This window comes from uncultured Alistipes sp., assembly GCF_902388705.1.
In the GTDB taxonomy this organism is placed as follows: domain Bacteria; phylum Bacteroidota; class Bacteroidia; order Bacteroidales; family Rikenellaceae; genus Alistipes.
The window spans coordinates 1-21,593 of the sequence record NZ_CABMQJ010000012.1; the positions used below are offsets into that span (position 1 = coordinate 1).

At 58.9% G+C, this 21,593-nt stretch carries 17 protein-coding genes and 4 tRNA genes; 14 read left to right on the forward strand and 7 right to left on the reverse strand.

The window, feature by feature from the left end; translation table 11 throughout:
* Together QZT71_RS05435 and QZT71_RS05440 are read right to left on the reverse strand one after the other, a co-directional pair.
* Nucleotides 1-817, reverse strand: an 817-nt coding sequence (locus QZT71_RS05435; RefSeq protein WP_295913596.1) for a quinone-dependent dihydroorotate dehydrogenase, incomplete at its 3' end; no start/stop codon positions are given.
* Between the two features lie 56 nt (nucleotides 818-873).
* On the reverse strand, nucleotides 874-1,869 hold the full coding sequence (locus tag QZT71_RS05440) for a 4-phosphoerythronate dehydrogenase (protein ID WP_295913600.1): 996 nt from the start codon (nucleotides 1,867-1,869) through the stop codon (nucleotides 874-876).
* 166 nt (nucleotides 1,870-2,035) lie between these two features.
* On the opposite strand from QZT71_RS05440, the gene QZT71_RS05445 reads away from it, so the two are divergent.
* The 4 genes from QZT71_RS05445 (at nucleotide 2,036) to QZT71_RS05460 (ending at nucleotide 6,373) form a co-directional block, all read left to right on the forward strand.
* The gene (locus QZT71_RS05445) at nucleotides 2,036-3,076 is read left to right on the forward strand and encodes an agmatinase family protein (RefSeq protein WP_295913692.1); all 1,041 of its coding nucleotides are present in this window, start codon (nucleotides 2,036-2,038) and stop codon (nucleotides 3,074-3,076) included.
* Nucleotides 3,077-4,456, forward strand: coding sequence for a Na+/H+ antiporter NhaA (gene nhaA, locus QZT71_RS05450; protein ID WP_295913602.1), 1,380 nt, complete (start codon nucleotides 3,077-3,079; stop codon nucleotides 4,454-4,456).
* A 4-nt stretch (nucleotides 4,457-4,460) separates the two neighbouring features.
* Nucleotides 4,461-5,174, forward strand: coding sequence for an FKBP-type peptidyl-prolyl cis-trans isomerase (locus QZT71_RS05455; RefSeq protein WP_295913605.1), 714 nt, complete (start codon nucleotides 4,461-4,463; stop codon nucleotides 5,172-5,174).
* Between the two features lie 86 nt (nucleotides 5,175-5,260).
* Entirely contained in the window at nucleotides 5,261-6,373 is a 1,113-nt protein-coding gene (locus tag QZT71_RS05460) for an FKBP-type peptidyl-prolyl cis-trans isomerase N-terminal domain-containing protein (protein WP_295913607.1), read from the forward strand.
* A 65-nt stretch (nucleotides 6,374-6,438) separates the two neighbouring features.
* Here QZT71_RS05460 and QZT71_RS05465 read toward each other — a convergent pair whose 3' ends face one another.
* Nucleotides 6,439-6,924: a GNAT family N-acetyltransferase gene (locus QZT71_RS05465; protein ID WP_295913609.1), complete on the reverse strand. Its 486-nt coding sequence runs from the start codon at nucleotides 6,922-6,924 to the stop codon at nucleotides 6,439-6,441.
* Nucleotides 6,925-6,994: 70 nt separating this feature from the next.
* Nucleotides 6,995-7,363, reverse strand: coding sequence for a DUF3127 domain-containing protein (locus QZT71_RS05470; protein ID WP_295913612.1), 369 nt, complete (start codon nucleotides 7,361-7,363; stop codon nucleotides 6,995-6,997).
* Between the two features lie 226 nt (nucleotides 7,364-7,589).
* Between QZT71_RS05470 and QZT71_RS05475 the strand changes: the two genes are divergently transcribed.
* The 4 genes from QZT71_RS05475 (at nucleotide 7,590) to QZT71_RS05490 (ending at nucleotide 15,992) form a co-directional block, all read left to right on the forward strand.
* Nucleotides 7,590-10,418 (forward strand): FAD-binding and (Fe-S)-binding domain-containing protein, encoded by a 2,829-nt coding sequence (locus QZT71_RS05475; RefSeq protein WP_295913614.1) that lies wholly within the window; start codon nucleotides 7,590-7,592, stop codon nucleotides 10,416-10,418.
* A gap of 274 nt (nucleotides 10,419-10,692) precedes the next feature.
* Nucleotides 10,693-13,467, forward strand: coding sequence for a family 78 glycoside hydrolase catalytic domain (locus QZT71_RS05480; RefSeq protein WP_295913616.1), 2,775 nt, complete (start codon nucleotides 10,693-10,695; stop codon nucleotides 13,465-13,467).
* Nucleotides 13,468-13,773: 306 nt separating this feature from the next.
* Nucleotides 13,774-14,328 carry a cupin domain-containing protein gene (locus QZT71_RS05485; RefSeq protein WP_295913694.1) on the forward strand — a complete coding sequence of 185 codons (555 nt, stop codon included), beginning with the start codon at nucleotides 13,774-13,776 and terminating at the stop codon, nucleotides 14,326-14,328.
* 5 nt (nucleotides 14,329-14,333) lie between these two features.
* Entirely contained in the window at nucleotides 14,334-15,992 is a 1,659-nt protein-coding gene (locus tag QZT71_RS05490) for an AMP-binding protein (protein ID WP_295913618.1), read from the forward strand.
* A 67-nt stretch (nucleotides 15,993-16,059) separates the two neighbouring features.
* Here QZT71_RS05490 and QZT71_RS05495 read toward each other — a convergent pair.
* Together QZT71_RS05495 and QZT71_RS05500 are read right to left on the reverse strand one after the other, a co-directional pair.
* Nucleotides 16,060-16,133, reverse strand: a tRNA-Ile gene (locus QZT71_RS05495).
* Between the two features lie 107 nt (nucleotides 16,134-16,240).
* Complete coding sequence (locus QZT71_RS05500; RefSeq protein ID WP_295913621.1) at nucleotides 16,241-17,065, reverse strand: S1/P1 nuclease; 825 nt, start codon at nucleotides 17,063-17,065, stop codon at nucleotides 16,241-16,243.
* 347 nt (nucleotides 17,066-17,412) lie between these two features.
* Here QZT71_RS05500 and QZT71_RS05505 point away from each other — a divergent pair, with 347 nt between their 5' ends.
* The 3 genes from QZT71_RS05505 (at nucleotide 17,413) to QZT71_RS05515 (ending at nucleotide 20,120) form a co-directional block, all read left to right on the forward strand.
* A complete protein-coding gene (locus QZT71_RS05505; protein ID WP_295913622.1) occupies nucleotides 17,413-17,679 on the forward strand; it encodes a type B 50S ribosomal protein L31 in 267 nt (88 codons plus the stop codon).
* A gap of 545 nt (nucleotides 17,680-18,224) precedes the next feature.
* Entirely contained in the window at nucleotides 18,225-19,082 is an 858-nt protein-coding gene (locus QZT71_RS05510; RefSeq protein ID WP_295913625.1) for a hypothetical protein, read from the forward strand.
* A gap of 129 nt (nucleotides 19,083-19,211) precedes the next feature.
* Nucleotides 19,212-20,120 carry a helix-turn-helix domain-containing protein gene (locus tag QZT71_RS05515; protein ID WP_295913628.1) on the forward strand — a complete coding sequence of 303 codons (909 nt, stop codon included), beginning with the start codon at nucleotides 19,212-19,214 and terminating at the stop codon, nucleotides 20,118-20,120.
* A 115-nt stretch (nucleotides 20,121-20,235) separates the two neighbouring features.
* Here the strand turns inward: QZT71_RS05515 and QZT71_RS05520 are convergent, their stop codons facing one another.
* On the reverse strand, nucleotides 20,236-20,757 hold the full coding sequence (locus tag QZT71_RS05520; RefSeq protein ID WP_295913630.1) for a GNAT family N-acetyltransferase: 522 nt from the start codon (nucleotides 20,755-20,757) through the stop codon (nucleotides 20,236-20,238).
* A gap of 332 nt (nucleotides 20,758-21,089) precedes the next feature.
* Between QZT71_RS05520 and QZT71_RS05525 the strand changes: the two genes are divergently transcribed.
* The 3 genes from QZT71_RS05525 to QZT71_RS05535 all read left to right on the forward strand — a co-directional run bounded on the left by QZT71_RS05525 (nucleotide 21,090) and on the right by QZT71_RS05535 (nucleotide 21,556).
* Nucleotides 21,090-21,163: transfer RNA gene (locus QZT71_RS05525), tRNA-Thr, on the forward strand.
* Nucleotides 21,164-21,298: 135 nt separating this feature from the next.
* Nucleotides 21,299-21,381, forward strand: a tRNA-Tyr gene (locus QZT71_RS05530).
* Between the two features lie 99 nt (nucleotides 21,382-21,480).
* Nucleotides 21,481-21,556, forward strand: a tRNA-Gly gene (locus tag QZT71_RS05535).
* The last annotated feature ends 37 nt before the right edge of the window (nucleotides 21,557-21,593 follow it).

Genomic DNA, 21,593 nt, shown 5'->3' on the forward strand with positions numbered 1-21,593 from the left:
CGCCGCCCAGGCGCCCGCTGCCGATTTTGTCGAGCGTCGTGCGGCTGGTGTGCAGCCCCTCGCGGTCGTGTGTGCCGTTGGTGGCGACGATGCCGTCGAGCGGGGTCTCGAGCAGGATGTTGCTGATTTCGTCGATGACGTTGTCCGGCATGTCGGGCGATATTTTGAGCATGATCGGCCGGTACTGGTTCTGCCCGCGCCGGAAGTCGAACAGCGGGTCGAGTATCTGGAGGATATGTTCGCGGGTGTGGGTCGTACCTTCGCGGCACGAGTTGTCACAGCTGATGTTTACGGTGAAGTAATCCGCATACTGGTAGAGGTTGCGGAAGAGCTTGAGGTAATCCGCCGCCGCATTTTCAGCGGGGGTGGCGGTGTTTTTGCCGATATTGCAGCCTACGATGATGCCGTCGTGCGGCCGCCGCAGGTGGGTGATGGTCTTCTCCAGCCCGCGGTTGGCCAGGCCGATGCGGTTGATGATGGCCTGGTCTTTCGGGAGGCGGAAGACGCGGGGGCGGGGATTGCCCGCCTGCGGGCGCGGGGTGACGGTGCCCACTTCGATGAAGCCGAATCCCAGGGCGGCCAGTTCGCGGAACGCCTCGCCGTTGCGGTCGAAGCCTGCGGCCAGGCCGACGGGGTTGGCGAACTTGATGCCGAATACCTCGCGCTCGAGCGCCGGGTGCTCCACGGCGTAACATTTGCGCAGCAGCCACCGGCCGCCGGGTATCAGACCGATGACGCGCAGCAGCAACAGCACCGCACGGTGCGCCCGCTCGATGGTAAGCGAGAAAAGGATAGGTTTTATGATTCTCCGGTACATCTCTCCAGTAGCATTGTCCGCGATGCCGCAAAGGTACTAAAAAAGAATTGATTTCACTAAAAGTATTCGCGGCGGTAAGGGTAATGGTCGCGCATCCGTTCGAAATCTGCGGGCTGCGCCTTGAGGCCGCGGCTTTCGGCTTCGATGTCGTATGCGCCGCGGATTGTCGTGCAAAGCTCCTGCCATGTAATCGGACGGGGCGCCGGGGGTGCCGCCTCGGACGGGTACCATTCCGTGAGGGGCAGGCCGAAGAAACGGGCCAGCGTGGCGACCGACATGGCCGTGGCCATGGCTTTGCCCTGCTCGGAATATCCGGCCACGTGCGGCGTCGCGAGCAGCGTGTGCCCGAGCAGCGCCGGGTCGAGGTACGGCTCGTGCTCCCAGACGTCGAGCACGCAGGGGTGTCCGCTTTGCAGCAGGGCACCTCCGTCGACCACCTCCCCGCGCGAGGAGTTCAGCACCACGGCTCCGGGTTTCATTTGTTCGAACAAAGCGCTGTTTGCCATATGGCGCGTCGTGTCGTCGAGCGGCGTGTGGAAGGTGATGATGTCGGCTTCGCGGGCGAGCTCCGCGAGGTGGCGGAACCCGCAGTGCTCGCGCTCTTCGCGCGGCGGGTCGCAGCAGACGACGCGAAAACCCCACATTCGGGCGTATTCCCGTACGAGCGAGCCGACGTGTCCCACGCCGACGATGCCCAGTGTGCGCTGTGCGGGCTGCCAGCCCTGCGAGCGTGCGAGGTAGGCCAACACGGCGCCGACCCATTGCAGTACGCCCCGGGCGTTGCAGCCTGCGGCGGTCGCGACCCGGATGCCGTTCGCTGCGCACCACGCCGTGTCGATGTGGTCGAATCCGATGGTGGCCGTGGCGATTAGCCGCACGCGGGAGCCGGCGAGCAAGCGCTCGTCGCAGCGGGTGCGGGTGCGGATGACAAGGGCGTCGGCGTTGACAACGTCCTGCGGGGCGATCTGGCTGCCGGGCAGGTAACATACCTCGGCCCACGGCTCGAGCACACCCCGCAGGAAAGGGATGGCGCTGTCGGCGATAATCTTCATGGCTGGTTGCTTTTTCCGGATTTCTTTCCTTTACGGGAAGCAAATATAGGGAAAAAATAAAATTTTTGTACCTTTGTTATTTAAAACGAACATTTTCGACAGGCGAAGGCACGGACTGCGGACAGTGCATGCCGGGCACGGAAAATGAAGAATGAAATTCAACCGCATGGAACTGAAAACGTTCGACCCCGATGGGGTCGGTGTGGATAACGGAACCTATTTCGGGCTGCCTTTCGAGCCGGAAACGGCCGAGCTGGTGCTTATTTCGGCGCCCTGGGATGTGACGGTCTCCTACGGGGCGGGGACGGCGTATGCCCCCGACGCCATTATCGAGGCCTCGACGCAGCTCGATTTCCACGAGCCGCTGGCGCCCGGCGCATGGCGCCGCGGCATCGCTACGGCCGATGTGGATTATTCCCTGCAGGAGGAGTCGCAGCGCTTGCGCGGCGACGCCGAGAAGGTAATCGCCCACCTCGAGGCAGGCGGATGTCCCGAGGAGGACTATGTGGTGCGTAAGATACGCCGCATAAACGAAGGCTGTGCGGCCATGAACGCCAACATCGAGGCGCAGGCCGGCCGCTGGCTCGACGCCGGGAAGACCGTGGGGCTGGTCGGCGGCGACCACTCGACGCCCTACGGGCTGATTCGCGCCCTGGGCAGCCGCTGTGCGGAGTTCGGCATCCTGCACATCGACGCCCATTGCGATTTGCGCGACGCCTATGAAGGGTTCGGGTTTTCGCATGCCTCGATTATGTTCAATGTCCTGCGCGACGTTCCTGCCGTGACGAAAATCGCCCAGGTCGCCGTGCGCGACTTCAGCGAGAAAGAGGCGGCGCTGGCCGCTTCGTCCGGACGTGTAATCACCTTCGACGACCTGTCGCTCGCCGCCGCCGGATTCCGCGGCGAAACGTGGGACACGCTGTGTCGCCGTATCGTGGAAACGCTGCCGCAGCAGGTCTATGTGAGCTTCGACATCGACGGCCTGTCTTTCGAGAACTGCCCCCATACGGGTACGCCCGTGTGCGGCGGGCTGACTTTCAACCAGGCGGTCTGGCTGCTCGATACGCTGGTGCGTTCAGGGCGCCGCATCGTCGGCTTCGACGTGGTGGAAGTCACGCCCGTACCCGAGGAGCGCATCGACGCCATTACGGGCGCGCGGGTGCTTTGGAAATTGTGTAATTTAACTTTAAAATCAAACGAACGATAAATGCGACTATTTTCGATGTACCGCTGGGTGCGTGAGCGTCATATGATCGGTATACGCGGCCGCAACTTCCTGGAAGCCCCCTGGGCGGGGGGCGTCGTGCTGCTGGGTTGTGTGATCATAGCCATGCTGCTGGCCAACCTGCCCGCGACTTCGCTTTACTACCGCCATCTGCTCGAAACCGACCTTTCGCTGATGGTGCACAGTCCCGACGGGCTGATCGACTGGGTTTTCCCGCGGGGAATGACCGTCGAAAAGCTGATTAACGACGGCCTGATGGTGATTTTCTTCTTCGCCGTGGGGCTCGAAATCAAACGGGAAATCGTCTGCGGACAGCTTTCGTCGGCGCGGCAGGCCATCCTGCCGGTGTTGGCCGCCGCGGGCGGCATGCTCGCCCCGGCCATTGTCTTCATCGCTTTCAACCACGGCACCATGGCGGCCAACGGCTGGGGTATTCCCACGGCCACCGATATCGCCTTTGCCATCGGCATCCTCTCGATGCTGGGCGACCGCGTGCCCGTGTCGCTCAAGATATTTCTGACGGCGCTGGCCATTGCCGACGACCTCGGGGCCATTCTGGTCATCGCGCTCTTTTACGGCGAGCAGGTGCAGATGGCCTGCCTGCTGGCGGCGCTGGTCATCATGCTCGGCGTCTATTTCATGAAGGAGATGGGCGAGAAACGCATGTTCCTCTACCTGGTGCCTGCGGTGGTCGTCTGGGCGCTGTTCTACTATTCGGGCGTGCATTCGACCATCTCGGGCGTGGCGATGGCCATGCTGATTCCGATGACGCCCCGATACAGCAAGGAGTATTTCGTGCATAAGATGCGCCACCTGAAGGAGCTGATGCTTGCGGCCACTACTTCCGGGGACGATTTCCCCAACGAAAGCCACCGTTTCTACATGCGCCGCATGCGCAGCCTCGCCGCCGATTCGGTCGGCATGAGCTATCGGCTCGAGCATTCGCTCGCCCCGTATGTCACGTTTCTCGTGATGCCGATTTTCGCACTGGCCAACGCCGGGGTCGAAATCACCTCGCTGGAATACCTGAACATTTTCCACTACTCGCCCGAAATCGGGTCGGTAGGCATGGGCGTGTTCTTCGGACTGGTGGTCGGCAAGCCGCTGGGTATATTTCTTGCGAGCTGGGGCGCCGTGCGTTCCGGGCTCGCCGTGATGCCCGAGGGGGCTACGTGGCGCCTGCTGTTCGCCGTGGCCTGCCTCGGCGGTATCGGGTTCACGATGTCGCTGTTCGTCGACTCGCTGGCTTACTCGGAACCCGATCTGATCGACCGGGGCAAAATCGCTATCCTGATGGGGTCGACGGTCGCCGCCGCGGTGGGCTGCCTGCTGATTTTGGTTTTTTCGAAAAAACGGAAATGATATTATGCGTAAGACACTGTTTGTCCTGACGGCCGCCGCATTGCTGGCCGGAGCCTGCTCGAAAAAGACGGGCGGAGGCGTGAAACTCAAGGCCGACACCGATTCGGTAGCCTACATCATCGGTATGAACGTGGGCATGAACCTGCTGAAGATGGATTCGACGCTCAACGTGAACGCCGTGTGCGAGGGAATACGCGACGTGTTCCGCGCGGGGACGAAGCTCTCGGCGGCCGATGCCGAAACCTACTACCTGCGTTACATGAATTATATCCTGCCCGAAAAGGCGCGGGCCTATGAGGAGCAGTTCCTGGCGGATATCGCCAAGACCAACCGCAGCTATGCCCGCACATCGTCGGGCGTGACCTACACGGTCGAGGTGCTGGGCGACCAGGAGCAGATACCCGTTTCCGACCGCGACAGCATCGTCCTGCGCTATGTTATCCGCACGGCCGACGGCGAGCAGGTTTATTCCTCCTACGAGCGGGGCGATTCGCTGCGCACGAACCTCGGCGGGCTTAACAAGGGGATGAAAGAGAGTGTGAAACTGGTCGGCAAGGGCGGTAAAATCAACGCCTGGATGCCCTCGTCCGCAGCTTACGGTGCGGCGGGCGACCAGCAGCTCGGGATACGCCCGAACGCCACGCTGTATTATGAAATCGAGCTGGTCGATGTCGATAAATATGCGAATTGGTCGCGGCGCAATAATTTACGTCGGTAATATTGACCGATAATTCCAATTATTTTATAACTTTGCGCGGGTGAAGCAATAAGCGGACACAAATGATCAAACATATTCGAAAAACAATGAAAAAGATTCTTTTTGCTGCAGCGCTTGCGGGCGCTGCGGTTCTGACCGCCTGCGGCGGTAAGGACAACGGTGTCCGTATGGGCAGCCTGTCCGATTTCGACTCGCTGTCGTATGCGCTGGGTGCCAATATCGGTTACGGCATGAGTTATGAGATGAAGGACGTTCCCTTCGACTACAAGGCTATCGACAAGGGTGTCAAAGAGGGCGCGATGGGTAAGGCCACGATGGAGCACGACAAGGCGCTCGAAATGCTGCGCAACTTCCTGATGAATACGCGCAGCGAGCGTGCACAGAAGATTGCCGCCCAGCGTGCCGAGCAGGACAGCATCCGCCTGGCTGGCGGCGACAGCACGAAAGTGGAGTATCCCGCCGCCGATCCCGCGATGTTCGAGAGCGAGGAGGAGCGTGCCGAGATTTCGTATGCACTGGGCAGCGACATCGGTTACAATATCGGCCAGAGCGGCATGCCTATCCAGCTGATATGGATCGGCCAGGCCATGCAGGACGTACGCGACGGCAATGCGAAGATGTCGGCCGACGAGGTGAACCAGTACCTGCAGTACTATTTCATGATTAAACTTCCGGCGGAAAACCTGGCAGCTTCGAAAGCATGGCTGGAGAAAATCGAGAAGAAATCGGGTGTGAAGAAGACCGAGTCGGGCCTGCTCTACAAGGTTACCAAGGCCGGCGACGAGTCGGTGATGGCAAAAGACCCCCGCGATGAGGTGGAGGTGCACTACACCGGCCGTACGCGTCAGGGCAAGGTGTTCGACACTTCGATTTTCGCCAACCGCACCAAAGAGCAGCAGGAGATGATGAAGAAGATGCGTCCGGACGATTACGACAAGGACGAGCCGGCGAAATTCCCGCTCAACCGGGTGATCAAGGGCTGGACCGAAGGCCTGCAGCTAATCGGCAAGGGCGGTAAGATTACGCTCTGGATTCCGGCCGACCTGGCTTACGGCGCACGCGGCATCGGCCGTGACATCGGCCCCAACGAAGCGCTCGAGTTCGAGGTGGAACTCATTGACGTGACTCCCTACGAGGAGCCGGCTCCGGCGGATTCGACCGCAACGGACGCTGCTCCCGAGGCTGCTCCCGCGAAATAAGCAACGCAACGGATATAAGGAACCCGGACTCGCAAGAGCCCGGGTTCTTTATTAATGCTCCTATATTATAAATGGTACTCCATCGGCGTGTACCGGATGCCGTCGGTCGTGCGCTCGGGGCCAATCGCGGTGAATCCCAGTTTCCGGTATATGCCGACGGCGTAGGGCGACGAGTTGACCGTGAGCCGTGTGATTGCGGGGCCGGTGCGGCAGCTTTCGCAGGCCCGGGCGAAGAGGGCCCGGGCAATTCCCCGGCGGTGGCAGGATTTGTCCACGAAGAGGAGGCTTATGTGGTCGCGATGGGTCAGGGCGATGATTCCGACGGGTGTTTCCTGCCGGAATGCGCCCCACATCAGCATCGTGCCCCGGCGGAGCTGTTCCGCCAAAGCTTCCGGTGCGATGAAACGGTAAAAGGTTTCGGTGCCCTGCGGGGCGTACTCCGGGGCTTCGAATTCGGCGAACACGCGCCTGATGAGCGCCGACGCTGCCGCCATCTCCTCTTCGCGCAGGAGCCGGATGCCGGCCTGCAGGCCGGTTGCTAGGTTTTCCATGACTGTGTCGTAAAATGAACGGCGGCCGGAGTTTCCCGGCCGCCGCTCTGTTTTCATGTCCGATTCAGCATCAGAACGGGAGGTCGTCGACCTCGGCGGACGAAGAGGCGTAGGAGGGCTCTTCGGCGATGGGCGGCATGTCGGGCATCGGGGCGCCGCCGGATACTTCGGCCTGTTTGGGCTGGATGCGCCATGCACGGATGTCGGTGTACCAGCGGCCGTTGTATTCGCGCGACTCGATATTGACCGAAACGGTGTAAGCGGCGCCCTCTTTCAGGCGGGCGACGTCCTCGGGCTTGTTGAAGAACGTCACGCAGATTTTACGCGCGAACGACCCTTCGTTCATCTCGAATACTACGTCCTGGCGCTGCCATTCGCCGCGTGCGGACGTGCCCTTTGTCACGGGCATTATTTTGTAAACTGTTCCTTCGAATTCCATGGTATCGGTATGAGATGTGTTAATATGTTTTATATGGGACAAAGGTAGCAAAAAAATCGGGACATCCGGATTTGCCGCCATCAAAAAACCGAGGGATTTTTTCTGCCGGCCAGGACATAACGGCCGATTTTTTCCTAATTTGCAGGGCAAAACCGAAAAAAACGGAGCGACGGCGCGTTTCCTGCCGTAATTCCATTCGTTTAGTTTAGTAAACTGTACCAGATCTATGTTTCAGACAGAGCGATATGACGCTTTTTTGCGCGAGATCGGCGGATTCGTTCCCCGGGAGCGTATTTATACGGACCACCTGCGGCGGTTGGCGTGGGGAACCGATGCGGGCTTTTACCGGCTCGTTCCGCAAATCGTCGTCCGTTCGCAGGGCGAGGAGGAGGTGGCCCGCCTGCTGCGGGCGGCCTTCCGGCTGCAGCTGCCCGTGACCTTCCGGGCTGCCGGAACCAGCCTTTCGGGGCAGGCAATCAGCGATTCGATTCTGATTGTGGCGGGGAAAAATTGGGAGAGTTATGAAATCTCGCCCGACGGGGAGCGGATTCGCATGCAGCCGGGGATTGTGGGGCAGCGCGTCAACGAACTGCTGAAACCTTACGGCCGGAAATTCGCTCCCGACCCCGCTTCGGTCAAGAGCGCCATGGTGGGCGGCATCGTGATGAACAATGCCTCGGGCATGAACTGCGGTACCCATGCCAACAGCGACAAGGAGCTACTCTCGGTGCGTGTCGTGCTGGCCGACGGGACGAGGCTCGATACGGGCGACGGGCAAAGCCGTGCGGCATTCGCACGAAGCCATCCGGAGTTTATCCGCCGCATCGAGGCACTGCGCGACAGGGTGCGTGCCGACGGCGTGCTCGCCGGGCGTATCCGGCGTAAATACGCAATCAAAAACGTTACGGGGCTGAACATCCTGCCTTTCGTACGTTTCGACGACCCGTTCGAGATTATCGCCCACCTGATGGTCGGTTCGGAGGGGACGCTGGCTTTCCTCTCGGAGGTCGTCATGCGGACGGCCTACGACTATCCCTCGAAAGCGAGTGCGATGCTCTATTTCGGGGATATCCGCGAAGCCTGCCGTGCGGTGGTGGCGATGAAGAAGCTGGTCGACGAGCACGGCGAATGGATTGTCCGGGGCGCGGAGCTGCTCGACAGCAAATCGCTCTCGGCGGTCGGCGATCCGACGGGCGAAGGGCTGACGGCGGTGCTGACCGAAACGATGGCCCGCACGCCGGAGGAACTGCACCGCAATATAAAGGTTATCGAAGCGGCGCTGGCACCGTTCCGCACCTCTGTTCCCGTGCGATTTACCGATTGTCCGGAAGAGTACGCGAAATACTGGGCTGTCCGTTCGGGTATTTTTCCGTCGGTGGGCGGCACGCGTCCGCTGGGGACGACCTCCCTGATTGAGGACGTGGCCTTCCACATCGACGACCTGCCCGATGCGACGGCCGACCTGCAGGAGCTGATTGCCCGCCACGGCTACGACGATGCCTGCATCTACGGACATGCGTTGGAGGGTAACTACCATTTTATCATCAACCAGTCGTTCGGCACGCAGGCCGAAGTCGACCGTTACGAGGCGCTGATGGACGACGTGGTGCGGCTGGTCGTGGATAAATACGACGGTTCGCTCAAGGCCGAGCACGGTACGGGCCGCAACATGGCGCCGTTCGTCCGCAGGGAGTGGGGCGATGAGGCGTATGCCGTCATGAAAGCCGTCAAGGAGCTTTTCGACCCCGGCAACCTGCTCAATCCCGGGGTGATTTTCAACGACGATCCGAAATGCCACCTGCGGAATTTCAAGCCCCTGCCGCTGACCGATCCGCACGTCGACCGCTGTATCGAATGCGGTTTTTGCGAGGTCAACTGCCTGACGTGCGGCTTTACGCTCTCGTCGCGGCAGCGCATCGTCATCCGCCGTGAAATCTCGCGCCTGAAACAGACGGGCGAAGACGCAGCGCGGCTGGCGGAACTGGAGAAGGGTTACCGTTATCCCGGGAACCAGACCTGTGCGGGCGACGGCCTGTGTTCGATGTCGTGCCCGATGGGCATCAACACGGGCGAGCTGACCCACGAACTGCGTCGCGGGGAGCTGCCCCGGGGCGGTGCGGGCTGGCGGGCCGGGGATTTTGCCGCCCGCCATTTCGCAGGGGTGAAATCGGCATTGCGGCCCGTGCTCACGCTGGCCGATACCGCCCATGCGGTGTTGGGGACGAAAGCCATGTCCGGCCTGGCAAACGGCCTGCACAGGCTGGGCGTGCCGCTGTGGACACCCGCCATGCCGAAAGCCTACCGCAAACGCCTCGGACCGGCGACTTCCCCCGAAGTGGTTCCGGAGCCGCTGCGCGTCGTCTATTTCCCGAGTTGTATCAACCAGACGATGGGGCTGGCGCGTCGGTCGCCCGTGGATGTACCGCTGGTCGACAAGATGGAGGCTTTGCTTCGCAAGGCCGGTTGCGAAGTGATTTATCCCCGGAACATGGAGAAGCTCTGCTGCGGTACGATTTGGGAGAGCAAGGGCATGCCCGACATTGCCGACCGCAAGGTCGCGGAACTGGAAGAGGCGCTGTGGCAGGCGAGCGACGGCGGGCGCTATCCCGTGCTTTGCGATCAGAGCCCCTGCCTGCACCGCATGCGGGAGAAGATAGGGCGCATGAAACTCTATGAACCTGCCGGATTTATCTGGACTTTCCTGCGCGAGAGGCTCGAATTTATACCGACCGGGCGTCCCGTGGCCGTGCATGTCACCTGCTCGATGCGCCGCATGGGGCTGGCCGATACGATTGTGGCGCTTGCGAAGCTCTGTTCGGCGCATGTGTTCGTACCTGCGCAGGTCGGATGCTGCGGGTTTGCCGGCGACCGCGGATTCCTTCGTCCGGAGGTGAATGCGTATGCGCTGCGCAAACTGCGGCCGCAGCTTGTGCGCGAGGGGATTGCCGTCGGTTACTCCAACAGCCGCACCTGCGAAATCGGGCTGACGACGCATGCCGGGATTCCGTATGTTTCGATTGCCTACCTGGTCGACGAATGCACCCGTGCGAAATGACCGGGCGGTGCGGCGCCGGGGCCGGTTCTCGTAACCTGCTGTATCTTTTCTGAAATGATATGCCGTGCGACCCGCCCATTTCGGGCGGGCCGCACGTTTTGCGTTGCTGTGGGTCGGAAAGGGGAGCGAATGTTAGAAAACTGATTTTTTGTTTTAGAATTCTGACCTTTTGCATTTTATTTCGTATTTGGATGCGGAAAAGTTAATGAAAACCGCTATATTTGGCTGTAAAGGAAATAAAAACAACCAGAAGCGAAACTAAACCTAATCCATTATGAAAAAAGTATTATTGCTGTTTCCGTTGTTGTTCGGATGCCTGTGGGCTGTTGCCGCGGGCGAATTCCGGGCCGCGGAACTCCGGTGCGATTACCGGGACAATCCGTTGTCCGTCAATACCCTGACGCCGCAGTTCAGTTGGCAGACCCTTTCCGTCGGCCGCGGGTTCCTGCAGTCGGGCTACCAGATTCAGGTCGCCGCCGACCCCGCCGATTTGGAGCGGGGTAAAAAACTGTTGTGGGACGAACGGCGCAAATCCGACGCTTCGCTGCATGTGCGTTATGCGGGTCGTGCGCTGGAGCCCGGCCGCAGCTATTACTGGCGTGTGCGGGTGACCGACCAGTCGGGCCATGTTTCGCCGTGGAGCGAAACGCACTGTTTTTCGGTCGGCCTGCTCGGACGGGGCGACTGGGGCGGCGCCGAATGGATTGCTTTCGAGGAGCTGCCCGACAGCCTGCGCGTGGTGCCGGGACAGGAGTTCAACAAGATTAAAATCGGCGACCGCAAGACGGCGCTCAACCGCCTGCCGCAGTTCCGCCGCGAAGTGGCGCTGGACAAGCCCGTGAAGCGGGCCGTGGTCTATGTGAGCGGCCTGGGGCAGTTCGAACTGTTCCTGAACGGCGAAAAGGTCGGCGACAACTTCCTCGATCCCGCGTGGAGCGATTACGACAAGCAGGTTTGTTACCAGACGTTCGACATTACCGGGGAGTTGCAGCGCGGGGCCAATGTCTTCGGCGTAATGCTCGGCAACGGGTTGTATAACGTGCCGCGCGAACGCTATTTCAAGGCGCTCATCAGTTTCGGATACCCCAAGATGATTTTCAAAGCGGAGATCGAATATGCAGACGGTACGCGTGAAACGGTCGTCAGCGACCGTACGTGGCGCGTGACCGAGAGTCCCGTGACTTACAGCAGTATTTTCGGCGGGGAGGATTACGATGCCACACGCGAGTGTACGGGCTGGATGCAGCCCGCGTACGACGCTTCGGCGTGGAGCGTGCCCCTGGTTACGACCCAGCGCGGCGAGCTGATCGCTCCCGTCGCCGAGCCCGTACGGGTGATGGAGGAGTTCCCGGTGGTGTCGATTCGCAAGACCCGCCACGGAAAATGGCTGTACGACATGGGCCAGAACTTCTCCGGCACGGTGCAAATCGAGGTCAGCGGTAAGCGGGGTCAGCGCGTGCAACTCAATACGACCGAGTTGTTCAATTTCGAGTGCGACTCGATAACCGAGTGCGGCGGTTACCGCGGCGAATACCGCCTTACCTATACGTTGAGGGGCGACGAGTCGGAAACATGGCATCCGCAGTTCACCTATTTCGGCCAGCGTTACGTGCTGGTCGGCGGAGCCGTTCCCGCGGGGGAGGAGAATCCCGACGGGCTGCCCGAAATCATCTCGCTGCGCGGCCTGCACACCCGCAACGCCACGCAGACGGCCGGAACGTTCCACTGCTCGAACGACCTGCTCAACAAGACCGAGCAGCTTATTTCGTGGGGCATCAAGGGCAATATGGTCAGCTATTTCACCGACTGCCCCCACCGCGAGAAACTGCCGTGGATCGAGCAGCTGCACCTGATGTTCGGGTCGCTGCAGTCCAAATTCGACGTTTATACGCTCTATGACAAGATGCTGACCGATATGGAACTGGCGCAGACCCCCGAGGGGCTCATCCCCGACATCTGCCCCGAATACGTTACGTTCCTCGACGGGTTCCGCGACTCGCCCGAATGGGGCAGCGCCTTTGTGCTGGCTCCGTGGCTGGTTTACGAATATTACGGGGATTTCCGCCTGGTCGAGCGGCATTACGAGGCGATGAAGCGTTATGTGGATTACCTCACTTCGAAAGCCGACGGGCACATCCTCTCGCACGGTCTGGGCGACTGGTGCGACCTCGGCCCGAAATATCCCGGACGGGCGCAGCTCACTTCGCTGGCCGGGACGGCTACACCTATCTATTATATGGATGCCGTGACAATCTGCAAGGCGGCTGAAAAGATGGGGCGCAGGGCCGATGCCGCGAAATACGGGCAGCTCGCAAAAGACATTCGTGCCGCCTACAATGCGAAATACTACCATCCCGAAACCGGCAGCTACGACAAGAACAGCCAGGCCGGCAATGCGCTGGCGCTCTATTCGGGCATCTGCGAGCCGCAGAACCGCGACGCCGTGCTGGCAAACCTGGTGCAGGACATCCGCAGCCGCGGCAATGCGCTGACGGCGGGCGACGTGGGGTACAACTACGTGCTTCGCGCGTTGGAGCAGAGCGGGAATTCGCAGGTCATCTTCGACATGAATTCGCGCTATGACGTGTACGGTTACGGCTATATGCTGGCACAAGGAGCTACGGCGCTGCCCGAATCGTGGCAGGCGCTGGCTAAAAAGTCGCATAACCACCTGATGCTGGGACACCTGCTCGAATGGTTCTATACCTATGTGGGCGGTATCCGCCGCGACGATTCGACGCAGGCATACAAAAAGTTCATCGTGCGTCCCGAAATCGTGGGCGACCTGCGCAGCGCCGAGGCGTCGTTCCGTTCGCCGTACGGGTTGATTCGCAGCGAGTGGACGACCGAACAGGGCGGTTTCGATTTGTTGGTGGAGGTGCCTGCCAACACCACGGCGCGGATTTACGTGCCTGCATCCGCCAAGAGCCGCATCAGCGAAAGCGGACTGGACGTGTCGCAGTGCAAGGATGTCGAACAACTCGGCGCAGAGGAGGGCTACCGTATCTTCGGCGTGGGGTCGGGAATCTACCGTTTCAGCGTGCGATAAACAGGCTGGACAGGACAAAAGGGGCCGTACTTTCGGGGTGCGGCCCCTTTTGTTTTCGACGCACGAGCGGTTGTTCCCGCTTGCCGGGCTCCGGCTGCGGGGGCGGGCTGGAATACCTCTGCCGGCAATGTATCCGGCGGGTGGTTGCAGTTTTTAATAATATTTACTATCTTTGCCCCGATGCCTTGTGTGAAAATCCGCATGGATGTTTGTTGGAGGCTGAAATCGGTAACTTGCAAATCGTAACTTCGAAACGCTGTATTTGTGAAAAACCGAGCCGATTTGTCAACTATAAATAAAGAAATGATGTGTGATGCGATTAAATCGATAGCGAACCGTTTGCGCGGGCTGCGCGACGTGCTCGAACTTTCGGAGCAGGAGGTTGCGGACAGTTGTCACCTGTCGGTCGAGGAGTACCGGGCGATGGAGAGCGGCAACGTCGATATTTCGGTGAACGTGCTGCAAACCATATCCCGCCGTTACGGAATCAGCCTCGATGTGCTGATGTTCGGGGAGGAGCCCAAGATGAGTTCCTATTTCATTACCCGTGCCGGGGCGGGCGTGTCGGTTGAACGGCGCAAAGCCTACAAATACGAGGCTCTGGCCTCGGGATTCCGCGACCGGAAAGCCGATCCGTTCATCGTGACAGTGGAGCCTTCGCTCGCCGACGCCCCGATGCACCTGAACAGCCACGAGGGACAGGAGATGAATTATGTGCTGGAAGGGCGTCTGCTGCTTTCGCTGAACGGCAAGGAACTGACATTGAACGTAGGCGACAGCCTCTATTTCGATTCGAGCCTGCCGCACGGGATGAAAGCGCTCGACGGGAAACCGGTTCGGTTTTTGGCTATAATAATGTAAGGCGTATGGTAGAGAGATTTTTGACCCGGACGACATTTTCCTCACAGGAGGATTATATAAGGAATTTTCATATCCGCGTCCCTGAAAACTTCAATTTCGGCTACGACGTAGTGGATGCCTATGCTGCGGAGCAGCCCGGCAAAAAGGCGCTGCTGTGGACGAACGACCAGGGCGCGGAAATCCAGTTCACGTTCGCCGACATGAAACGCGAGACCGACCGCACGGCCTCTTATTTCCAGAGCCTCGGCATTGGCAAGGGGGATGTGGTGATGCTGATTCTTAAGCGCCGCTACGAATTTTGGTTCTCCATCCTGGCGCTGCATAAACTGGGGGCGGTCGTAATCCCGGCGACCCACCTGCTGACCAAAAAAGACGTCGTTTACAGGTGCAACATGGCCGGAATCAAGGCGATTGTCGCGGCGGGAGAACGGGTGATCACCGACCATATCGCGGCGGCCATGCCCGAAAGCCCGACTACGGAGCTGCTGATTAGCGTGGGGCCTGAAATTCCCGACGGGTTTCTCGATTTCCATGCGGGAATAGCATCCGCGGCACCTTTCGTGCGCCCGCGGCATGTGAATACCAACGACGATATCATGATGATGTATTTCACCTCCGGCACGACGGGCGAGCCCAAGATGGTCGCCCACGACTTCACCTATCCGCTGGGGCATATCAGCACGGGCTGTTTCTGGCACAACCTCCACGACGGCAGCCTCCACCTGACGATTGCCGATACCGGGTGGGCGAAGGCCGCCTGGGGCAAGCTTTACGGGCAGTGGATTGCCGGCGCCAATATTTTCGTCTACGACCACGAGAAATTCACGCCTGCCGACATCCTGCACAAAATCGAGCAGTACCGCATAACCTCCCTGTGTGCGCCTCCCACGATTTACCGCTTCCTGATTCGCGAAGACCTCTCGAAGTACGACCTGTCGTCGCTCGAGTACTGTACGACGGCCGGCGAAGCGTTGAACGGTGCGGTTTACGATACGTTCAAACGCCTGACCGGCGTTCGCCTGATGGAGGGATTCGGACAGACCGAAACGACGCTGACCCTCGCCACATTCCCGTGGATGGAGCCTAAGCCCGGCAGCATGGGCGTGCCCAATCCCCAATATGAAATCGACCTGCTGACATCCGGCGGCCGTCCGGCCGAGGACGGCGAGCAGGGGCAGATCGTAATCCGCACCGACAAAGGAAAGCCGCTGGGGCTTTTCAAGGAGTATTACCTGAACGACGAACTGACGCACGAAACGTGGCATGACGGATATTACTATACGGGCGACGTGGCCTGGCGCGACGAGGACGGCTATTACTGGTTCGTGGGGCGTGCCGACGACGTAATCAAGAGTTCGGGCTACCGCATCGGGCCTTTCGAGGTGGAAAGCGCCCTGATGACGCATCCCGCCGTGGTGGAGTGCGCCATTACGGGCGTTCCCGACGAAATCCGCGGGCAGGTGGTCAAGGCTACGATTATCCTCGGGGAGAAGTACCGGGAGCAGGCCGGGGAGGCGCTGGTCAAGGAGTTGCAGGATCATGTAAAGCAGATTACGGCGCCTTATAAGTATCCGCGAATAATCGAATTCGTCGATGAACTGCCCAAGACGATCAGCGGTAAAATCCGCCGTAAGGAGATACGGAGCGGGGATGAGAAGCGGTAGCTTCTCCGTCGGCTCCGGAGGGAAAAACAAAGCGGTTGCGAGAATATCGCAACCGCTTTGTTATGAGTGGACCCAGAGGGGCATGATCCCACGACCTTCGGATTATGAGTCCGCTGCTCTGACCAACTGAGCTATGGGTCCGTCCTGCGGCCTTTGGCGGGCGCCGCGGGCACAAAGATAGCAAAACAAATCCGAATTCCCAATATGGTGCGGCGAATTTTTAGCGTGCGGGCCCTCCGGTATGGCTGTTACCGGCCGAAGATGTCGTTCAGGATCTTCGCCAGCCGGTAGCCGGCTTTCGTGAGCTGCGCTTCGGCCAGCGGCTTGTACTTCATCAGGAAGTCGTGTCCCAATTCGTCCCCCTCCTTTACGTCGTAGATGCACTTCGACACGGCGGCCGACTCGCGGCCCCAGTCGTAAATATCGCCTGCCGTAATCGCAGCCTGCTCCTCTTCGGTGCAGCGGTCGAGCAGGTAGGCGAGGTCGGAAAAACTCCACGGGTGGGGCGCCTGCAGGATGGGGGTGTCCCATATCGTGTGGTAACGGATTTCCGAGCCTTTCAGGACGACATTGAAATAACCGATTGTCTGGTTGCCCGGATAGCGGATGTGTCCGGGGCAGTGCATGTCGCCGAGCGAGTGTACGATGATCTGGATACACGCCATCCTTGTCGAGTCGTCCATCTCGCGGATATGGTTTTTCAGCCGGTCGGCGGATTGTTCGACGTAATAGAGGCAGTTGGCGAGCACCTTGTCGCCGGGCAGCCGGTTGCCGCGGAGCACCTCGCCGTCCTCGCCGACCGAGAAGGTGTGGGGCAGCATGTGCATGCGCGGCCCGTTGGCGGGGGTGTAGCCGAGGTCGACGAGCATCTGCGGCTTGAAATCGTCCATGTGGGAGGCGTAATAGACGATCGAGTTGCCGTCGAGGTATTTGTCCAGGTTGGCTTTGGCTTTTTTTGTCAGGTGCTGTTCGGCGATGTACGCCACCGTGGCGTGTCCGAGCCGTCCCCAGGCGGCGGCATCCCGGAGCGGTGTGAGTGCGGCGATGACCGCGATGAAAAGGAGTTTCTTCATGGTTTCAACGTTATTTGGTTTAAATGTCCGGTCGGGCGGTCCTGTGACCCCGGTATATAATATACCGCGCCGGGGACTGAAATACTTAACCGGGGTTGAAAAAACATGCCCGGAAGCGCGGAAACGGATGCGACCGGGTGTGCCGTCCGGACATATCCTGCCCGCGGGTGGGGTATCTGCGGGCTGTTTCCGGGTGGCCTACCGGGTTGCTGCAAGCGCTTGCCGTTCGGCGTTCCGGCTGCCGACGTAAAGTTTTTTTAGCGGAAAATCCGGCGCGGTGTTGTTTGTTGGAAATAAATTCGTACCTTTGTCCCGCTTAAGCATTAATTAAAAACAAAAACAACGAAATGAAAAAGGGTATTCATCCGGAGAATTATCGTTTGGTGGCGTTCAAAGACATGTCGAACGACCACGTGTTTTTGTGTCGGTCCGCCGTTTCGACAAAAGAAACCATCGAAGTGAACGGCGAAACCTATCCCGTGTATAAGATGGAAATTTCCAACACGTCGCACCCGTTCTACACCGGTAAGATGAAGTTGGTTGACACCGCCGGTCGCGTCGATAAGTTTATGAGCCGCTACGCAAAACGCTACGATAAGAAAAGCACGAAGTAATTGCTTCGGCTTCCACAGAAAAACAACGGGCTGCACTTGGGTGCGGCCCGTTGTTTTCGTTGCGGGGAGTTGTTCCGCGGGAGTCGTTGTGTGTGGGCGTGGATTTGTTGTGTGTGTGGGGCGTTGCGGGGAATTGTTCCGGGGGTGTTGTTGTGAGGAGTTGTCGTAGGTGCGGGCGTTGTTGCGGGAGAGGTATTCCGGGGCGGCTTCCTGGAAATCCGTTCCGGGGTATTTGTTTGGGTGGCTTTCCGGAGTGGCTGGGCGGCAGATCCGTCCGGAGAATTTGTTCCGGATGTCCGTCGGCACTCCCGCTGCATTTCGGTATATCCCGTTTTTTCAATGCCCTCTATGTTCCCTGATGCCCCGCCCCGATGCTTTTCGGTGCGTCTTCTGGCGGTTGCCGGGCTGTTCGGAGTGTGTGCCGGCGGTTTGGTGCCCGTATGATGCGGATTTTTCCGCCCCGGCACGAATTTTTGAACAGGCTATCGTTTTTATGTATATATTTGCCGGCAGAAGGCAAACAATAACTTAAACGTTAGAAAGTTATGAAGCAAGTAATCGTCATGGCGCTGGGAGCGGCATTCGTCCTCGCGTCGTGTGTGAGCAAGAGTACGGCCGTCAAGGTCGAGGTGCAGCGGGATTCGCTCGTTACGGTCGTCGGGGAGAAAGATTCGTTGATCAATGCCGTATTCGAAGACCTTAATGCCATTTCCGAGAACCTGGCGCTGATTAAAACGCGTGAAAACCTGATTTCGGTGGCGGGCGAGACCGAAGGCGGCCGCCGTCCCGTGGCGGAAATCAACAACGATATTGCCGCCATCGACCGCCTGCTGCAGGATAATAAGCGTAAAATCGCGTCGCTGCAGCGCGCTGCGGCGCAATTGCGCAAGGCCAACCTGCGAATCGACGGGCTCGAAAAGATGATAGCCGACATCAATGCGCAGCTTGCCGAGAAGAAGAGTGAAATCGCCGAGCTGCGGGAGAGCCTGACCCGGATGGGGGCCGAGGTGGAGAATCTGACCGAAGAGGTCGCCGTGCAGAGTACCCGGGCCGAGAACCTGACTACCGAAAAACTCGAGTTGGAGAACCAACTCAATACGGTTTACTATATCGTCGGCCCCGAAAAGGAGCTGCGCGAGGCGCAGATTATCGACAAGCAGGGCTTTATCGGCCGGACGCTGACGGTCAACAAAACCGGCAATCTCGAAAGTTTTACGAAAGCCGATTCGCGGCTGCTGTCGGAAATTCCCGTCGGGCGGAAAAAGGTGTCGGTCGTAACGGCCCAGCCAGCGGATTCCTACGAACTGGTGACCGATGCGGACAAAATTGTCGAGAAGTTGCTCATTACCGATCCCGTGCGGTTCTGGGAGGCGTCGAAGGTGTTGATCATAAGCTATAAATAAGGCCCGGGTATTCCGGTGCGATTCAAGTCCCCGCGAAAGCGGGGACTTTTTTGTGTTTATGCCGTCCGGGGTTTGCTGTTCTGAACTTTTTTTGTAACTTTGGAAAGTAAAAAAAACAGGCTTGTTATTATGGATTATCAAACCAAACCACAGTTCGTGGAGTTGGCTTTAAAGGAGAATTGTCCTGCGGATTGTAGTAGTTGTCCCACGTTTCCCGCTCCGTTTCGCCGGATCGGCGACTCCACCTATTGCCGGTTCGCACAAATGACCTTTTCCGCCGGCGAGGGCGTTACTTTTCCGGCCGGCCGTATGGTGCGCATTCTCTTCGTGATGTCGGGCTCGCTGACGATGGAGCACGGACAGACGGTTCGTCTTGTGACTTCGAAACAATATGTATGCCTGGGCCGCGGCGAGCATTTCGTCGCTACGGCGCAGGACGATGCCCGGGTCGTCGTATTGTCGCTGATTCACCGGATTGAATTTTGCGAGCAGGACATATTCGACCGGGTGATGCCTTACGATACGGTCATTCCGAATGACGACGTTCCCAAACTTTCGATGCATCCGTCGATTGAGTTCCTGCTCGACGGACTGTTCGCGATACCCGAGATGAGCGGCTGTGCCCGTTACCACAAGATGAAAGCTACGGAGCTGTTCATGATGATTAAGGTGCTGTATACGCCGACCGAACATGCCTACTTCTTCCAGTCGATGATTCAGCCGCAGGATAATTTCCGCGTCTTCGTATGCAACAATTACGACAAGGCGCAGGGCGTTGCCGAGCTGGCTGCGCTCGCAGGCATGAGCCTTTCGGTCTTCAAGCGGCGTTTCGCCGAGCATTTCGACGACAGCGTCTACCACTGGATGATGCGCCAGAAAGCGCTGAAAATATTTGCGGATATTCGCGACGGCGAGGACAGTACCAAGGTGCTGATGAACAAGTACGGCTTCCGTCACTACACGCAGTTCAGCCGTTTCTGCAAAAACTACCTGCAGGCGACACCCGCCCAGCTGATTGCCTCCATCAAGGAGGGGTAGCCTGCATCACAGGGCAGGGAGCAGGAAAAATAGAACGACAACTTGGGTTTGTTGTCGGATTCCGAAACCGGGGAGGCGCAGGCTTTTCCGGTTTCGGGTTGTATGAAGGAGGGTGTCAGCGGGCCAGCCGGTAGACGTTCAGGTCGGCGAACTCTCCGTCGGAGAGTAGTTCCCCGCGCAGCTCTACGCGGTCGAGCCGGAAGCCGAGGCGCTGCGGGATGCGGTTGCTCGGCAGGTTGCCCGTGGCGCATTTGATTTCGACGTTCTCCATTTCCATTTGTGTGAATGCGATGTCGCAGAGTGCCTGCACGGCCGCCGTCATGACGCCCCTGCCCTGGTACTCCTCCCGGAGCCAGTAGCCGATTTCAATCGTGCGGGTAGCCGTATTTGCCGATTTGAAGCCGATGAGGCCTGCGAAATCCTCTCCCGCACGCAGGGTGTAGACCGGATTGGCCGTGTCGGAGAGCATTTGGGCGACGACCTCCCGGGTCTGCTCGGCGCGTAGCGTCGACGCGACGAACGGCAGCCAGCGTCCGAGGTATGTGCGCTGTGTGTCGATGGCAGTGAAAATGGACGGAGCGTCGTCCGCCCGGAGCGGTCGCAGCCGGAAATCGCCGAACAGGGGTGTCGTTTTCATGGAATAGTTGTTTTGCCGGTAAAGGTAGTGAAAAATCCGGCGCGCAATACAATATATAAATAGGTATTGCGGTGCCGGCGTCCCGGGGTTCGCCGTGTTCCGGGACAGAAGGGGGCGCCGTCGTGGCAACCTTCGGCATCGGGAATGATATTTTTCGCAGATGCTGTTGTAAAATATAAAACTTTTCCTATCTTTGCACCCGATTTCACCCCGGAAACAAAGGCGGTCGAATGATGTTCTTTGAGAAGAGTTAAAAAGTAAAAAATTTATTGGAAATTATTTGGCCGGTAAATTTTTTATGCCTACTTTTGCAATCCAAAACGGTTGATTTTGCCGATGTAGCTCAGTTGGCCAGAGCAGCTGATTTGTAATCAGCTGGTCGGGGGTTCGAATCCCTCCATCGGCTCGGAAAGCCGACGCGAGAGAAGCGAGGGGAGATTTCTCCACAGCGATTGAGCAGCGGCAGGACGAAAGACTCCGGCAGGGAAAAGGCGGACAGCGCAAGCGAGCGAAGCCGATTCCGGAGAACGGGGCAAAATATGGGAAGTTACCAGAGTGGCCAAATGGGGCAGACTGTAAATCTGCTGGCGTACGCCTTCGGTGGTTCGAATCCATCACTTCCCACTAAAAAAGAGAGTGCCGGTTGGAGTTGCAAGATCCTGAACGGTGTCCGCATCGGCGGACGGCGCAAGGGAAAGGTTGACTCTGATACGGTATATTTTTGCGGAAGTAGCTCAGTTGATAGAGCATTAGCCTTCCAAGCTAAGGGTCGCGAGTTTGAGCCTCGTCTTCCGCTCCAGACGCAGCAGCGCGTGATACGAACGGATCTGTCGGAT

Bases quoted from the DNA above. Each gene is read 5' to 3' on its own strand.
- QZT71_RS05440 (WP_295913600.1), bottom strand. From the start codon at position 1,869: ATGAAGATTATCGCCGACAGCGCCATCCCTTTCCTGCGGGGTGTGCTC.
- QZT71_RS05445 (WP_295913692.1), top strand. From the start codon at position 2,036: ATGGAACTGAAAACGTTCGACCCCGATGGGGTCGGTGTGGATAACGGA.
- nhaA (WP_295913602.1), top strand. From the start codon at position 3,077: ATGCGACTATTTTCGATGTACCGCTGGGTGCGTGAGCGTCATATGATC.
- QZT71_RS05455 (WP_295913605.1), top strand. From the start codon at position 4,461: ATGCGTAAGACACTGTTTGTCCTGACGGCCGCCGCATTGCTGGCCGGA.
- QZT71_RS05460 (WP_295913607.1), top strand. From the start codon at position 5,261: ATGAAAAAGATTCTTTTTGCTGCAGCGCTTGCGGGCGCTGCGGTTCTG.
- QZT71_RS05465 (WP_295913609.1), bottom strand. From the start codon at position 6,924: ATGGAAAACCTAGCAACCGGCCTGCAGGCCGGCATCCGGCTCCTGCGC.
- QZT71_RS05470 (WP_295913612.1), bottom strand. From the start codon at position 7,363: ATGGAATTCGAAGGAACAGTTTACAAAATAATGCCCGTGACAAAGGGC.
- QZT71_RS05475 (WP_295913614.1), top strand. From the start codon at position 7,590: ATGTTTCAGACAGAGCGATATGACGCTTTTTTGCGCGAGATCGGCGGA.
- QZT71_RS05480 (WP_295913616.1), top strand. From the start codon at position 10,693: ATGAAAAAAGTATTATTGCTGTTTCCGTTGTTGTTCGGATGCCTGTGG.
- QZT71_RS05485 (WP_295913694.1), top strand. From the start codon at position 13,774: ATGTGTGATGCGATTAAATCGATAGCGAACCGTTTGCGCGGGCTGCGC.
- QZT71_RS05490 (WP_295913618.1), top strand. From the start codon at position 14,334: ATGGTAGAGAGATTTTTGACCCGGACGACATTTTCCTCACAGGAGGAT.
- QZT71_RS05500 (WP_295913621.1), bottom strand. From the start codon at position 17,065: ATGAAGAAACTCCTTTTCATCGCGGTCATCGCCGCACTCACACCGCTC.
- QZT71_RS05505 (WP_295913622.1), top strand. From the start codon at position 17,413: ATGAAAAAGGGTATTCATCCGGAGAATTATCGTTTGGTGGCGTTCAAA.
- QZT71_RS05510 (WP_295913625.1), top strand. From the start codon at position 18,225: ATGAAGCAAGTAATCGTCATGGCGCTGGGAGCGGCATTCGTCCTCGCG.
- QZT71_RS05515 (WP_295913628.1), top strand. From the start codon at position 19,212: ATGGATTATCAAACCAAACCACAGTTCGTGGAGTTGGCTTTAAAGGAG.
- QZT71_RS05520 (WP_295913630.1), bottom strand. From the start codon at position 20,757: ATGAAAACGACACCCCTGTTCGGCGATTTCCGGCTGCGACCGCTCCGG.